This window comes from Pseudomonas sp. TE3728 (assembly GCF_056279145.1).
Genome location: NZ_JBWBQT010000001.1, coordinates 1,059,573 through 1,073,804 on the forward strand (window position 1 = coordinate 1,059,573; position 14,232 = coordinate 1,073,804).

Annotated in this window: 12 protein-coding genes and 1 pseudogene; 7 read left to right on the top strand and 6 right to left on the bottom strand. The window is 55.9% G+C overall.

The window, feature by feature from the left end:
* The first annotated feature begins 2 nt into the window (after nt 1-2).
* Genes ACZ89R_RS04165 through ACZ89R_RS04180 form a run of 4 tightly spaced genes read left to right on the top strand, consistent with a single transcriptional unit; the run spans nt 3 to nt 3,930 of the window.
* The gene (locus ACZ89R_RS04165; RefSeq protein WP_429546595.1) at nt 3-671 is read left to right on the top strand and encodes an SGNH/GDSL hydrolase family protein; all 669 of its coding nucleotides are present in this window, start codon (nt 3-5) and stop codon (nt 669-671) included.
* A complete protein-coding gene (locus ACZ89R_RS04170) occupies nt 668-1,342 on the top strand; it encodes an alginate O-acetyltransferase AlgF (RefSeq protein ID WP_429546594.1) in 675 nt (224 codons plus the stop codon). Before ACZ89R_RS04165 ends, ACZ89R_RS04170 begins: the two co-directional genes overlap by 4 nt.
* Before the next feature lie 18 nt (nt 1,343-1,360).
* Nucleotides 1,361-2,770, top strand: a complete 1,410-nt coding sequence (locus tag ACZ89R_RS04175) for an MBOAT family O-acyltransferase (RefSeq protein WP_429546593.1) — start codon at nt 1,361-1,363, stop codon at nt 2,768-2,770.
* Nucleotides 2,770-3,930 carry an alginate O-acetyltransferase AlgX-related protein gene (locus ACZ89R_RS04180; RefSeq protein ID WP_429546592.1) on the top strand — a complete coding sequence of 387 codons (1,161 nt, stop codon included), beginning with the start codon at nt 2,770-2,772 and terminating at the stop codon, nt 3,928-3,930. Before ACZ89R_RS04175 ends, ACZ89R_RS04180 begins: the two co-directional genes overlap by 1 nt.
* A 290-nt stretch (nt 3,931-4,220) precedes the next feature.
* On the opposite strand, the gene ACZ89R_RS04185 is transcribed toward ACZ89R_RS04180, so the two are convergent.
* Both ACZ89R_RS04185 and ACZ89R_RS04190 read right to left on the bottom strand, forming a co-directional pair.
* Nucleotides 4,221-5,198 carry a lipase family protein gene (locus tag ACZ89R_RS04185; protein ID WP_429546591.1) on the bottom strand — a complete coding sequence of 326 codons (978 nt, stop codon included), beginning with the start codon at nt 5,196-5,198 and terminating at the stop codon, nt 4,221-4,223.
* Between the two features lie 651 nt (nt 5,199-5,849).
* Nucleotides 5,850-6,968: an NADH:flavin oxidoreductase gene (locus tag ACZ89R_RS04190; protein WP_429546590.1), complete on the bottom strand. Its 1,119-nt coding sequence runs from the start codon at nt 6,966-6,968 to the stop codon at nt 5,850-5,852.
* 102 nt (nt 6,969-7,070) lie between these two features.
* Between ACZ89R_RS04190 and ACZ89R_RS04195 the strand changes: the two genes are divergently transcribed.
* Both ACZ89R_RS04195 and ACZ89R_RS04200 read left to right on the top strand, forming a co-directional pair.
* Nucleotides 7,071-7,445: a winged helix-turn-helix transcriptional regulator gene (locus ACZ89R_RS04195; RefSeq protein ID WP_218395861.1), complete on the top strand. Its 375-nt coding sequence runs from the start codon at nt 7,071-7,073 to the stop codon at nt 7,443-7,445.
* A 16-nt stretch (nt 7,446-7,461) separates the two neighbouring features.
* Nucleotides 7,462-7,733: pseudogene (locus ACZ89R_RS04200) on the top strand (beta-propeller fold lactonase family protein); the annotation flags it as partial.
* Nucleotides 7,734-7,736: 3 nt separating this feature from the next.
* Here the strand turns inward: ACZ89R_RS04200 and ACZ89R_RS04205 are convergent.
* Nucleotides 7,737-8,774, bottom strand: a complete 1,038-nt coding sequence (locus ACZ89R_RS04205; protein WP_123494963.1) for a polysaccharide deacetylase family protein — start codon at nt 8,772-8,774, stop codon at nt 7,737-7,739.
* A gap of 13 nt (nt 8,775-8,787) precedes the next feature.
* On the bottom strand, nt 8,788-9,348 hold the full coding sequence (locus tag ACZ89R_RS04210) for an ester cyclase (RefSeq protein WP_401171156.1): 561 nt from the start codon (nt 9,346-9,348) through the stop codon (nt 8,788-8,790).
* 271 nt (nt 9,349-9,619) lie between these two features.
* Here ACZ89R_RS04210 and ACZ89R_RS04215 point away from each other — a divergent pair, with 271 nt between their 5' ends.
* Complete coding sequence (locus ACZ89R_RS04215; protein WP_123494966.1) at nt 9,620-10,543, top strand: LysR family transcriptional regulator; 924 nt, start codon at nt 9,620-9,622, stop codon at nt 10,541-10,543.
* A 327-nt stretch (nt 10,544-10,870) separates the two neighbouring features.
* On the opposite strand, the gene ACZ89R_RS04220 is transcribed toward ACZ89R_RS04215, so the two are convergent.
* Together ACZ89R_RS04220 and pgi are read right to left on the bottom strand one after the other, a co-directional pair.
* On the bottom strand, nt 10,871-12,097 hold the full coding sequence (locus ACZ89R_RS04220; RefSeq protein WP_401171159.1) for a maltoporin: 1,227 nt from the start codon (nt 12,095-12,097) through the stop codon (nt 10,871-10,873).
* Between the two features lie 231 nt (nt 12,098-12,328).
* A complete protein-coding gene (pgi, locus tag ACZ89R_RS04225; RefSeq protein ID WP_429546589.1) occupies nt 12,329-13,993 on the bottom strand; it encodes a glucose-6-phosphate isomerase in 1,665 nt (554 codons plus the stop codon).
* Nucleotides 13,994-14,232: the final 239 nt, after the last annotated feature.

Here is a 14,232-nt window from a genome sequence, read left to right on the forward strand (position 1 = left end):
CGATGCCCACTTCTGCCCTTGCCGGCCTGTCCCTCCTTGTTCTTGGGGAGAGCCACATGAGCCTCGCGGACCATTTGCTGGAGCCGCTGCACGACAACCTGACTCGCCAAGGCGCCCAGGTTCATTCCATCGGTGCCTGCGGTGCCAGCGCCAGCGATTGGCTGATCAGCAAAAAGGTCGACTGCGGCGCCGAGCGCAAAGGCAACGACAAGATCGTGATCAAAGGGCGCGAGGCAACCACCACACCGATCCAGGACCTGATCGCCGCCGACAAACCCGATCTGGTGGTACTGGTCATCGGCGACACCATGGCGTCCTATGATAAACCAGTGTTTCCAAAGGCCTGGGCATGGCAAAGCGTCACCGGACTGGCCAAGGCCATCGCGGCCACCGGGACCCGTTGCGCCTGGGTGGGCCCGGCCTGGGGCAAAGCCGGTGGCATGTATCAGAAGAATGATGCCCGCACCCAGTTGATGTCGCAGTTTTTGGCCGCGAACGTGGCGCCTTGCACCTACATTGATTCGCTGACGCTCTCCAAACCCGGGCAGTGGATCACCACCGATGGGCAACACTTCACCGTCGCCGGTTATCAAGCATGGGGCACTGCGATTGGCGGTGCGTTGGCCAAACTGCCCGCCAACACCGTCAGCAGCACAGGAGCCGGTAAATGAGCCGATCCGCATGTGGCTGGGCGCTGTTCGCGCCCTTGATGCTGGGCCTGCACGCCCAGGCCGCCGACATTGCCCTGTACCCGACGGGCCCGGATCAGGACTCGGCCTTCCTGCGCTTTATCAACGCTGCTGACCAACCGTTGCAGCTGCTGGCCGAAGGTTCACAGGCCAGCCTAAGACTCGAGGGTTCGAATGACGTGTCCGATTACCTGCCCGTCCCCGCCAACCAGCCGATCAAGGGCACTCTGGAACGCAACGGCAAAAGCCAGCCGCTGGACATCCAGGTGGCAGCAGGTGAATTCGCCAGCGTGATCGCTTTGCCAGACAGCGCCCAAGGTATCCGCCAGGTCGTCATCCGTGAGCAACCCGACGACTTCAATAACCTGAGAGCCTCGCTGGCATTTATCAGCGCCGATCCGGCGTGCGCCCAGGCCGGTTTGCGCGCTGCGGGGAAGAACGCCGACCTGTTCAAGGAGGTGGCCGACGGCAGCGTGCAACGCCGAGCGATCAACCCGGTCAGCCTGTCGGTTCAATTGGTCTGCGCCCAAACCAACGTCGGTGCCCCGCTTGACCTGGGCCAGCTCAAGGCCGGCGAGCGCTACAGCGTTGTGCTGCTACCTGGCGCAAAGGGTCCGCACCTGTTGCTCGCGACTGACGTCCTGGCCCACTGATCGGATCGCGCCACCACCATGGTTTTTGCCTCTCTCGAGTTTCTGACGTTGTTCCTGCCGCTGTTCTTGTGCACTTATGCAGTGTGCCCAGCCGCCTGGCGCAACGTCACGCTACTGATCGGCAGCTGGCTGTTCTATGGCTGGTTGAGCCCCCGGTTCCTCGCAGTGCATGTGGTGCTGACGATCACGGCGTGGGCCGGCGGTTTGCTGATTGACGCCTCGCGGGAAAAAGGCAAGGGCCGCGTGCGGCTACTGGTGATGCTGATCGTGCTCAACACGGTGGTGCTGTGCTGGTACAAATACGCCAACATCGTCGCCGGCACGTTGATCGATGCCGTCACCTGGTATGGCGCCATGCCGCTGGACTGGCAGCGGGTCATCATGCCGGCCGGGCTATCGTTTATCGTATTGCAGGCGATTTCCTATCTGGTGGATGTACACCGCCGCACCGTGCCGGTCGAACGCAGCTTCATCAATTACGCCACCTATATCTCGATGTTCGGCCATTCGGTCGCCGGCCCTATCATTCGCTATGACTGGGTAAGGCGTGAGCTGAATCAGCGTCACTTCAACTTGCAGAATTTCTCGCTGGGCGCACGCCGGTTCATGGTCGGGATGAGCATGAAGGTGCTGGTGGCCGACACCCTGTCGCCGGTGGTCGATGTGGCGTTCAGTTTGCCAAACCCCAGCTTCTCCGACGCCTGGGTTGGCTGCCTTGCCTATTCCCTGCAACTGTTCTTCGACTTCGCCGGCTACAGTGCCATGGCGATTGGGCTGGGGCTGATGCTGGGTTTTCACTTTCCCGAGAACTTCGACCGTCCGTATCTGGCCAACAGCATTCAGGACTTCTGGCGTCGTTGGCACCTCTCGCTGTCCAGCTGGTTACGTGACTATCTCTATATTTCGCTGGGTGGCAATCGCAACGGCACCTGGAAGACCTATCGCAACCTGTTCCTGATCATGGCCATCGCCGGCCTCTGGCACGGTGGCGATAGCTGGAATTATCTGCTGTGGGGCAGCGCCCATGGCATTGCGTTGTGTGTGAATCGTGCCTGGAACAGCTCTACCCTGTCCCCGGTACCGCCGGTGCTTTCCCATGGGCTGACACTGCTGTTCGTTTGCCTGGCCTGGACACTGTTCCGCGCCCCCGACTTTCACAGCGCGCTACGTCTGTATGCCGGACAGTTCGGCCTGCAGGGCATCGCTCTCGGTGATGAACTGTCCGCAACCCTGCGCCCGGTACACGGCCTTGCGGGCTTGCTGGGTGTGTTCGGAATCGTCGCACCGCTGCTGCGCCCTTACTGTGAGAAACAACTGGGCGGCATTGCGTTTTACACCGCTGCCCTTTGGCCCATCGCCGGTTTATTGCTGTCGTTCGCACTAATCGCCAGTCGCGAAACCGTACCCTTCCTGTACTTCCAATTCTGATGACGAACCTAAAGCACACCCCGTCCCCCACTCCGCCAGATGATCTGGCGATACGCAGCAGTCGGTTGGCAGGCGTGGCGCTGCTGATATTCCTGTTCGTCGGGCTGCTGTCCTCTGGCCATCTGATTGTCTCAGGGCAAATCTCGCTACCGGATAAAGTGCTGACCCCGCAGATTCTTGACGGCGATATCACTCATCGGATCGCCAAGGAACTGTCGAACGCTCAACTCCCCACGACCTTCGCCGAGCTGGAGCGCGGTGCCAGTTGGCTGCTCCTCGGTGACACCGGGCCGAGGGTTCGCTCGGGCTGTCCTGACTGGTTGTTTTTGGCCGATGAGCTCAAGGTCAATGATCAAGCGCAGCGCAATGCCGATGCCAAAGTCCAGGCAGTGATTGATCTGAAGCAGCAGCTCTCCCAACGTGACATCAGTCTGCTGGTGGTCATTGTTCCAGACAAAAGCCGCATCGCTTCCGGGCAGCGTTGCGCACTGCACCGTCCAGCCGTTCTTGAAGGGCGCATCCAGACCTGGGCCTCGAAATTAGATGTGGGTGGCGTGTCGAATCTGGACCTCACCGGTGCGCTGATGCCACTGGGGGCCAGTGCCTGGTTACGCACCGATACGCACTGGAGCGAATCCGGCGCGAAGGCGGCGGCCAACGCCATCACCCAACGCCTGAAGACCCTGGGCATCAGCGCAACGCCACGCAGGTCGTTCAACGAAAGTCATGCCCCGCTCGCGGTGCGACCTGGCGATCTGGTCCATCTGGCGGGCATCGACTGGCTGCCGCTCAATTGGCAACCCGCGCCCGAAATGGTCGCCCAAACCAGCACCCACGAACTTCCCGTTGCGTCAGCCGACAGCCCTGATACTGAGGTAGACCTCTTTGGCGATGCCGACCTCTCCAACACCGCGCTCATCGGCACTTCATTCTCGCGCAACTCCAACTTCGCAGGGTTTCTGCAGCAGGCACTGGGCGCCCCCGTGGGTAACTTCGCCAAAGACGGCGGAGCGTTCTCTGGCGCTGCAAACAGCTACCTCAACAACCCGGCCTTCAAAGAAACGCCACCCAAGCAAATCATTTGGGAGATCCCGGAGCGGGACCTGCAGTCGGCTTACATCGACCCCATTGCCTCTGATTTTAAAGTCACCAGCGAGTAGCTGACGCCTTCTCGTACGTGACGAGCAATGGTCAAAGCCATCAGCTTGCGAGAAAACACAAAAAATCGAATTCGGCATCATAGTCAGACATATTTGCCCCGCAGTTAAATAGCCGATTGATGAGCAATAAAAAGCTACGGTCGTTGGCAGGAGATGAATTCACCATCCACATCGCGCCTGCTTAAGCACCGTTGCGAGTAATAGGTTTACGGATAAACGGGTTGCAGTTAAGGCTTCTCAAAGAAATTCCCTAACTACAACCCGAACGTCTGGACTACGAGACTATCTCACTAGCTGCCGAACGGCGGCATCGGTATATCGCCGGGCTGCAGGCCCAACAGTGTCATGTACTCATAGACGTGCTGATAGCCGGATTGAGACTCGTAGCTTGTGCAGTCGGATTGAGGTTTCCCACAGAGTCGCAGCTCCATGTTCGCGCTGCCCATTCCCCATTGCGTGTAGTTCAGGTTGTTATTCACAACCTTGTCTATGCAGGAACAAACCATGTTCCTCGTGTTTTCCTTGGGATCGTCCTCATAAAGGGTCAGGGAGTAATCGAGAGAAGTTGCACACCACGCCATCGGAACAACATCCAGCGTGTTGTAGATGCGTAGCGCATTGCCGGCCATTTGCTTATTGAAATAGCTGGCGAACAAACCATCGCCAGCCGTGGGTGCAGCAAAGGTTTCACAAAATAAGTTAAAGCCCGGAAATTTGTCTTTCAGATAAAGCGCGACCACCGACATGAGCGCACCGCCGAGGCTATGACCGACCAATCGGATCGTCGCCCCACTTTGCTGCTTTCCTAGAAAATCGCACAGCGTGCCCTGAGAACCGACAGTCGATGCTGTAGTCAGTATCGCGTTCACACCCTTTGAAGTTCCCTGCGCGATGTTCGCCGGTACCTGGCAGCCCGGGATAACGCTTTTCAATGGCACCATTGGAAAAATATCAAGATCGTCCACCTGATCCTTTAAGGAGTCCTTGAGTGTCCCACTCGTCACAACGACGATGTCATTCTCGCCGGCCAGCACTACAGTGATGTGCGCCGCGTGTTCGCCATCCATCACCAGCGCAGGGCCCCAGACCACGCCATAACCGCCGCCTACCTTGGAGGCATTCAGACGCGAAAGGATATTGTCCGTAACCTGACTCGGCGTAGGATTCTTCATGTTTTTCCAGGACTGAGAATGCAACGCCGCATTGTTGACCACGAAAGCATGTGTAAGACTGATTTGCCTTTGCTGAAGTGAGTCTAGCGAAGTCATGACTGCTCCTTGTCTCGAAGATAAATAATTCAACGGGACCAACGAAAACTCACGGCTGCCGTCGATCCTTCTGGGCCAGCAAGACCGAGTGTAGTCGCAGTTTTGGAAGCATCAACTTGATGTGCAGCCATTTGAGCAGCAGGTCGAACGGTCCTTGATTCCGTCAATCCCGAAACTGCTGGTAGACCGCTGACCAGGACCCGAAGCGTTCGGGCCCGCGCTTCGTGCCAGCCTCGACGAGCAATATGAATGCTGAGGAAAGCCACGAGTTTTATACAGTCCAACTCGGCTTGCCTGCTCCGCTAGCCTAGTCGCCGATGCATTTTTCGCCGCAGCCTTGCAGCTCCAATTGGTGGATGCCCCGCGACGCACAAACATGGACGCCATGACACGGTGCCCACTCGCGCCATGAAGAGTCTAGCGCTACATTAATTAGCGACGCTGTGTAGCCTGCGCGTAAATTCCCGGGCCACACTACAACGCAATCCTGTTTGCGTGGGGGTTGAGTGGCCTTAACATGTTCGGTCATTGAAACAGTCAGGGCGCACTCAACAACAGATTACGACTCGACCTCGCAAAATCCGAGGCTAGACCTCTGATTTTTTCAGACTAAACCTTTGTGGCATCGCACTCTCCACTCCGCAACAAGGCTCAAACCAATTCGGCTAAAGATGCCGGATTGAAGCCCTTCAGATCTGCGTAATCGCCATTTTCCACCTTGGCTGCCCAATCCTTGTCACTTAGCAGAACACGCCCTACAGCGATCAGATCAAACTCTTCGCGCTCCATGCGCTCGACAAGCCGATCCAAACTCGCAGGGGTTGACCCCTTGCCGGCGAAGGCGTTAGTAACATCATTATCTAGCCCAACCGAACCGACGCTAATGGTTGTGGCTCCAGTGACTTTCTTCGCCCAACCCGCGCAGTTCAGCCCGTTCTCACCGTCAATTTCGGGAAACTCAGGTTCCCAGAAACGTCGCTGCGAGCAGTGCAGGACGTCGACACCGGCCTCGACCAATGGCAGCAGCCAGTCTTCCATCACAGCTGGTGTTTCAGCGACGCGTACGCCGTAGTCCTGTTGCTTCCACTGGCTGACGCGCATGATGATCGGGAATTCAGGGCCAACAGCATGACGAACAGCAGATACGATCTCGCTGGCAAAGCGCGAGCGTTCCTTGATTGTCGGGCCGCCGTAGCGGTCGGTGCGCAGATTGGTACCAGACCAGAAAAACTGATCGATCAGATAACCATGGGCTCCGTGGATCTCAACGGTATCGAAGCCCAGTCGTTTGGCATCCGCTGCGGCCTTGGCGAACGCTGCTACCGTGTCGGCAATGTCCTCTTCACTCATCGCCACACCACGCAGGTCACCTGGCGAATCAAGGCCCGACGGGCTTTCCACTGGCGCATCAGGCTCCCAGTCGTTGATGTAACGCGTGGCACCGGTGTGCCAGATCTGCGGTGCCATGCGCCCGCCAGCGTTGTGGACCGCATCGATCACGTTTTTCCACCCCGCCAGCGCCGCTTCGCCGTGAAAAAAAGGGATGCCGGAATCATTGCGTGATGCTGGGCGATCAACCACGGTGCCTTCCGACAAAATCAGCCCGACACCTCCCTCTGCCCGCCGCCGATAATAGGCAGCGCTCGCTTCACCCGGGATGCCTTCGGGTGAGAACAGACGCGTCATTGGCGCCATGACAATCCGGTTTTTCAGTTCAAGCGATCGGATGGAAAGAGGACGAAATAAACCGCTGGTATCAAGCTTTGACATTGGATGGACTCCATTTGCTTTTGGAAGTCACATAAGTATATTTTGTAGACCTAATGTCAATTAGGCACCTAGAGTCGCCTAGGTATACATGAGGAAACTTCGATGCTGGAATTAAAGCCGCAATGTTTTTCGTCAGACTGCCCAAGCCGGGCGCTGTTCGACCAAATCGCAGATAAGTGGTCGATGATGGTTCTGGCGGTGCTTGATGATGGGCCGCATCGCTTCAATGCCATCAGGCGTCGCCTGGAGGGCGTCACTCAGAAGGCACTTACACAGTCCCTGCGGCGGTTGGAACGAAATGGTCTCGTCTCGCGCCAGATCATCTCGTTCTCGCCCGTGGCAGTGCAGTATGAGATCACCCCACTTGGTCTAACACTGCAGCAGCCATTTCGCGAATTGCATAAATGGACGCTCGACAAATTGCCTGAGGTTGAAACGGCCCGGTTGAAGTTTGACGAGGCCGCGGAGGGAAGCTGACGATGCGAGTCTTTTTATTGACTCGCCGCCACTGCCATCCTGCAACGCAGAATATTCGTCACCATCTAAAGCTGAGATTTTTCAGCGCGCCGGACTGCACAACGGCGCGCTGAGCCTGATTGAACAGGTCAACGCCGGTGATCAGGTCACCCCATGGCCATCACCCCTGACGGCAAAGTGTTGTTTGCCGCCTTGCGGGTCAAGCCGTTTCAGGTGCTGGGCTACCGTATAGATCCCAAGAGCGGACATTTGACTCCGCTGTCCAAAGCGCCGCTGGCAGAAAGCATGTTTTTATAGTGTTTCAGCTTCGCGCGGAGTCAGCGGGCTGTTCTGGATGTAGCGTGCAATCTCGTCCTTGCGCATGAATGCGACCCCCGGCCGGCTCTTGGCGTAACGCAGAAACTCGTCCCAGACCCTCACCATCTGCGGCGAGCCGCTGATGCGGTCATGAGCGCTGACCGACATCATGCGGCGGCGTGTGCCGGCTTCTTCGTAGAGTTGATCGAAATCCAGCTTGATCTGCTCCAGGAACTGGGTCGGCGAATAGTTGCGGCCTTCGATTAGCAGGATGTCGTTGTTGCGCAGTGTATATGGCACCACGACGAAGTCCTTGCCGTTGACCTGTTCGATGAAAGGCTCATCGCGACTCAGATCGTCGATGTGGTAGACGTAGCCCAACTCTTGTAGCAGCGACAACGTGTTCGGACCACGCCGCAGCCAGTTGCAGTTGTAGCCTATCGGTCGCTGGCCTGTGACTTCTTCGACCATGCTGGCTGCCTGGATGAGGAACTGCTTCTCCTCCTCGCGGCTCATCGCATACTGGGAACTCCAGCGAGGACCGTGTCCGGCCGCTTCATGGCCGCGCGCAACGATCTCTCTTGCGATTTCGGGATGCCGCCGAGCGGCCTCGCCGATCATGTGCGAGGTCACCTTGACATGGTGGCGATCCCACAGATCGAGCATGCGTGGAATTCCCTCGCGATAACCGTAGGCGAACCAGGTATTGGCTGCTAGATCCGATGGAATGTCTGGCGGAAAATCTACCTTGGGGAAAGGACTGTCCGTACCTTTGGACGGCTGTCCACCCGCCTCAAATTGCATGGAAATGGAAATGACCAGCCGAATGCCGTCAGGCCAGAACTGACCATGGCGTGGCGTAGCCACGAGCTTTGACGTGGAGGGTGCAGCTTGCGCGGCTGCGGTAGCAGGGAACACCGCACTCGCAGCAAGGACGCCCGCTGCCGCCCCGGCTCGATTGAGAAACGTCCGGCGGCTGACTTGCTCCGATGTATTCGGGCCGTCAGCAATGGGTTCATGGTCAATGTTCATCAGTGCAATCTCATTACTTGGCAATCAAGCCGAGCTGTTGCAGCAGGGTCAGATTGTCTTCGAGATGCCAGTTCTCAGCGATGCGACCTTCGACGACGCGATAAATATCGGTCGCGATGAAGTCGATCGGCTGCCCTTTGCCCTGGACGCTCTTGAACTGGCCGGTAAAGTGGCCGGTGAAATGCAAATGAGCGATGACTCGGTCACCAACCACCATCATCTGCTCTACTTCACACTGGATATCGGGAATAGCCGCATGCATCGTTTTCGATGCCGCGATCGGCCCGGTGATGCCTTGGGGGCGACCTGGCGGCAGTGTTGAATCCTTGAAATCGGGTGCCAGGGCGGCGCGCGCGAGAGCTTCGTCGCCGGTGGTCCAGAACGTGCCATAGCGGCGTGCGGCCAGGATCTGCGCCTCAACCTGTGCCTTCGCAAGACTATGGTCGACGATCACAGTGCGAGGCTGGACGAGCGAATCGGTCGCGGCGAAGACGGGGGTCAGCGCGACGGTGACCAGGGAAGTGAGTAACCAACAACTTGCGCGGGTCAGGCGCGCAACAGGCAAAAGCGACATGAGGATTCTCCAATCGATAGGTAATGAGGGATACACGGTCGAACCGCAGTTTGATAAAGGCTCGGCTGCTCAGGGGATGACTGATTGCTGATTGGTGACCAGTTCGATGACGACGCCGGATGCGCCTTCGAGATCTCCGGTGACGATCGTTGCATGGTCAAGCTTCATGACGAGACTCTGGCTGTTTGTTCATGCCGCTATTTTGCGTAGCCCTCCTCAATTTGATAATTGGCGTATTATTTGAATAACTTTCAAAAAATTTCGAAATATCATGGACTACCTAGGCGACATCAGGCTGTTTGTAGAAGCAGCAAATCTCGGTGGATTGTCGGCTGCAGGTCGCAAGCTCGGGCTATCCCCCGCTGCCGCGAGTGCGCGCCTGGTTAAGCTCGAATCTGTGTTGCATACGCGCCTGTTCGAGCGCACGACACGCCACCTGCGCTTGACGGATGAAGGGCGGACGTATTTGTCCTATTGCCAGCAGGCACTCCAGGCACTCGACGATGGCAATGCCTTTCTACAAGCTGGGAAAAGCGTTGTGGGTGGCAAGATGCGAATTTCCGCTACCTCGGATTTCGGTCGCAACGTGCTAAAGAGCTGGCTTGACCAGTTCAACACGCAATACCCTGAGGTGAGGTTCGCGCTGGTGCTGTCGGATTCGCTGTCGAATTTGTTGCAAGACGATATTGATCTTGCCATCCGATTTGGCGTGCCGCCGGACAGTTCCTTCGTTGCCCGCCCCCTGGCACCCAATCGGCGCGTGCTGTGTGCATCGCCTCGATATCTGGCAAAACACGGCGCCCCCGAACATCCACGGGATTTGGAACGTTTCGACTGCATTGTCCTTAACTCTGTCGCCGGGCCTGCAAACGACTGGCGCTTCACCCGAAATGACAAAGTCGAAAGTTATAGGGTCCCGCTTGCAAACGCTCGCGAGACGAATGATGGCGCGGTCGCTCGAGAGTGGGCGGTTCACGGTTACGGCATTGCAATGAAATCGATGTGGGATATTGGCGCAGACCTACGAGCAGGACGCTTGAAGATTCTATTGCCGCAGTGGCGGTCTGAGGACGCGCCGGTACATGCCCTATATCAACGTAACCGGTATATGGCACCTCGCGTACGCGCCCTTCTCGAATTTCTGATCGAGCGCTTTGCAGAAGAATCCAGCAACCTGGACGAATATTTGAGCTGATACATTCGAATGTAGCTGCAAGAAGCGACGAAGCGGCGGCCTAGGTGACTTTCGCGCCGGTGCATCAGTGTGCAATTACAAACTCGATCACTGGATAAAAGGATGGTGACGTTGTCTCTCACTCTGAGTGACTCGCCTGAAAAAGCTTCAACAATGTTCGATCAACTATGGTGCTGAACGTCACAACGTTCAGCACCCTCTGACTCGCTCACTTCCTCTCGCGGTTCACCACTCCCTTCCTGTTTGAGAGGAAGTGTTGGATTGCCCTCGCTATCCGCAGTTGTTGAAGCAGATCCGGGCTGATTGTCAGCCCTGTCATTTCAGGATTTATTTCCACCAATACTCGACCTGAAACCCTACGTTGGAGCCTTGCAGATCTGTACCAAACGCACCGGTATCAGACAACGCCGATCCCGGAGATTGCAAGCTGGCGGCGCGTTGCGCAGCCTTGTTCCAGGTTGCGTAGGTGTAATACAGACGAAATTCCGGCCTGTCCCAGAATCCCGGGCCCTTCGGTGACCAGGTAGGCGCGATGGTGTACTTAGTGAGTTTTCGGGTACCGTCTGCGGCTTCAACCTGGTCGCGCCCAACTTCTGTGATCAACTTGAACTGATCCGTGAACGCATAAATTGGCCGAACACCAATGGATAACCAGTTCTGATCATCACCATCAGGCCGCGTGTCTTTTTGATAGACCAATTCAACTTGACCACTGAAAGCATGAGTCATTTGCCAGTCGAAAAACTCCACGAGCCGCCAGCTCTTGTTGCTCTCATCCAACGTGGTATCACCGGTGTAGCCCAATGCGGTGCCCGGCCCTCGGCCGTATTGAACAGCGAACTTGTTGACTCCGCCAAGAAACGCGACCTGCTTGTGCTGGGCAACCACCGACCAGCCCTGATGAGCATTCTCGCGGCTCGGCTTGTCCAGATAACTGACGCCCAGTTGAACCTCGCCACCGGGATTTGTGTTGAATCCGCTGACGGTCACATCATGACGGGTAACAAAATCCTTTTGGAAGACGTTGTCCTTGCGTGAGAACACGTAGCTGTATTTCAGATCTCCCAATGCGACCTGGTCGAACCCAAAGCCTGTTGAGCTTTGGTTCCAGTAGAAGTAGTCGGAAATATTGATGTCGTTTCGGTTGTAGTAACGACGGCCCGCCCAGAAAGAACCGCCATTCAATGCCGGCATCTTGCTCCACTCAGCGTAGAGCTGACTCATCCGCGTATAGCCGTGCTCCCCGTCAAATTTTGGTTCATGGCCATACTCGTTATAAAACTGTGCCATGCCTTCCACGCTGACCACCGAGCCGTCGTCCAGTGAAAGCAGATCCTGGCGCAAATCCAGCTCCAGATATTGCTCACATTCGTTGCCAAGACGGTACTTGGATTGCGCGCCCGGTAGCTGAAAACACGACTGTTTCCCTCCTTGAGTCGAATCTCCAACTCCGGTTCTGAAATAACCACTGAAGTCTGTTGAATACGCGTCAACGGGCAAAAAGCCGACAGCAAAGGACGCGCCCAGAACTGCGCTGAGAGTTTTAACGTTCATTCATAACACCTTTTGTTTGTTATATTTATTGGATAAGGCCGACGCGAACAGCACGCTTTTAATCAAAGTACGCGGTTAACTCCCACGCACCTGTTTCAAAAAGGGAAATACCAAGTTAAATCGAATAGAAAAGGCACCGCTGAACTAATGAGAAAAATCCAGGCATTGCCGGCGCAAAGTGACCAGACGAGCTAACGATAATGCATTAGTCCCGTCCAATCTTATGAGGCTCTACCCCCGATGACGTCCTCGGAAGAAATCTATAAGACCCTGCGTCGAGGAATCATCAGCCGGTTGCGCGTCATAGCGAGTCAGGAGGCTATGGACGTTGTTACTTAGCTCCTTGCCCAGTTCCACGCCCCATTGATCAAATGAATTGACTCCCCAAATTACGCCCTGGACAAAGACCTTGTGCTCATAAAGGGCGATCAGCGCACCAAGGCTATGTGGATTGATGATCTCAAGAGCAACTGTATTGCTTGGCCGGTTACCGGGGATCACTTTATGCGGTGCCAGTCGTTCAATCTCACTGGATGAAAGGCCTTTGGCTTTTAGCTCTGCCTCAGCTTCACTGCGGGTTTTGCCCCACATCAGCGCTTGGCTTTGAGACAAGCAATTGGCGTACAGCCATTCCTGATGATCAGCCACTGGATTGTGGCTGACCACAGGCACAATGAAGTCAGCTGGAATCAGAGGCGTTCCCTGATGCAGCAACTGGTGGTAAGCGTGCTGTCCGTTACACCCCACGCCGCCCCAGATTACCGGGCCCGTGGTGCAAGACACTGACGTGCCGTCATGACGAACACTTTTGCCATTTGACTCCATGTCCATCTGCTGCAGATGCTTAACGAAGTTGCGCAGGTAATGGTCATAGGGCAAGAACGCATAGCTTTGCGCACCCCAAAAATTGTGATACCAAACGCCGAGTACCGCTAAAAGAACAGGAAGGTTCTGTTCCAATGGTTCGTTCAGGAAATGCTGATCCATAGCGTACGCGCCGGATAGCAGTTCCTTGAAGTTAGCGATGCCAATGGCCAGCGCAATCGGCAGGCCAATTGCAGACCATAGTGAGTAACGGCCACCGACCCAGTCCCACATAGGAAAAATGTTTGCTTCACGGATACCGAAATCCAGCGCTGCCTGGCGATTACTGGTCACAGCAATGAAATGGCGATATAGCTTCTCTTCCGTCCCGCCCTTAGCCAAGTACCAGCTACGAGAAGCTTGTGCATTCTTCAAGGTTTCAAGAGTACCGAAGGTTTTGCTGGAGATGATGAACAGCGTTGTTTCTACGTTCAGTTCGGCTGTAACCTCTCGGAACTCACTGCCGTCGATATTAGCTAGATAATGGCACCGCACCCCATGCCGAGCAAAAGGCGCCAGCGCCTCAGAGACAAGCTCCGGGCCCAGAAATGAGCCACCAATACCAATGTTTACGACATCGGTGATGACCTTGTCGTTGTAACCACGCCACAGATGGTTATGGATACGACTCACAACGTCAGTCATCTGCGCCAGGGCTCCATGCACATCGCGCATCAAGTTGCGACCATCGACCATCAAAGCGTCCCCCACTGGTCGCCGCAGCGCCGTATGCAGCACTGGACGTCCCTCGGAGCCGTTGATTTTCTCTCCACTGAACATGGCACGCGCGGCCTGTTCCACGCCAGCCTCGCGAGCAAGGTTTACAAGCAATGAACGCGTTTCGTGAGTGATGAGGTTTTTGGAGTAATCCAAAAAAAGCCCGCAGCCCGTCAAGGAAAAGTCTTGAAAGCGTTTACTGTTATCTCGAAAGGCGTCGCGCATACTAAAATTTTTCATGCTCTCCCGATGGTCGAGCAGATTGCGCCATGCCGGCAGTGCAGTCACATCATTCGTTTTGTTGTAGTTATTCATGCTCAGCCCTTCTTCGCCAATACGGCTTGTGCCGTCTCAATCAACTCTTTTCTTGCCATTCAAATGTGGGCGTTTTGTAATTCTGCAAACGCAGAAGCGCCATCACAGGAATAAGCCCTGCATTGTGCAGTTACGACCAATTATCGGATTTACTCCCGCGAGGGCCAGCGTTCTCCATCGCGATTCAAATAAATGTCTATCTCTATAACGAAATCATTGAAACCTGAAGAAAACAAAAT

Bases quoted from the DNA above. Each gene is read 5' to 3' on its own strand.
- ACZ89R_RS04205 (WP_123494963.1), bottom strand. From the start codon at position 8,774: ATGAACATTGACCATGAACCCATTGCTGACGGCCCGAATACATCGGAG.
- ACZ89R_RS04185 (WP_429546591.1), bottom strand. From the start codon at position 5,198: ATGACTTCGCTAGACTCACTTCAGCAAAGGCAAATCAGTCTTACACAT.
- pgi (WP_429546589.1), bottom strand. From the start codon at position 13,993: ATGAATAACTACAACAAAACGAATGATGTGACTGCACTGCCGGCATGG.
- ACZ89R_RS04195 (WP_218395861.1), top strand. From the start codon at position 7,071: ATGCTGGAATTAAAGCCGCAATGTTTTTCGTCAGACTGCCCAAGCCGG.
- ACZ89R_RS04170 (WP_429546594.1), top strand. From the start codon at position 668: ATGAGCCGATCCGCATGTGGCTGGGCGCTGTTCGCGCCCTTGATGCTG.
- ACZ89R_RS04165 (WP_429546595.1), top strand. From the start codon at position 3: ATGCCCACTTCTGCCCTTGCCGGCCTGTCCCTCCTTGTTCTTGGGGAG.
- ACZ89R_RS04215 (WP_123494966.1), top strand. From the start codon at position 9,620: ATGGACTACCTAGGCGACATCAGGCTGTTTGTAGAAGCAGCAAATCTC.
- ACZ89R_RS04190 (WP_429546590.1), bottom strand. From the start codon at position 6,968: ATGTCAAAGCTTGATACCAGCGGTTTATTTCGTCCTCTTTCCATCCGA.
- ACZ89R_RS04175 (WP_429546593.1), top strand. From the start codon at position 1,361: ATGGTTTTTGCCTCTCTCGAGTTTCTGACGTTGTTCCTGCCGCTGTTC.
- ACZ89R_RS04220 (WP_401171159.1), bottom strand. From the start codon at position 12,097: ATGAACGTTAAAACTCTCAGCGCAGTTCTGGGCGCGTCCTTTGCTGTC.
- ACZ89R_RS04180 (WP_429546592.1), top strand. From the start codon at position 2,770: ATGACGAACCTAAAGCACACCCCGTCCCCCACTCCGCCAGATGATCTG.
- ACZ89R_RS04210 (WP_401171156.1), bottom strand. From the start codon at position 9,348: ATGTCGCTTTTGCCTGTTGCGCGCCTGACCCGCGCAAGTTGTTGGTTA.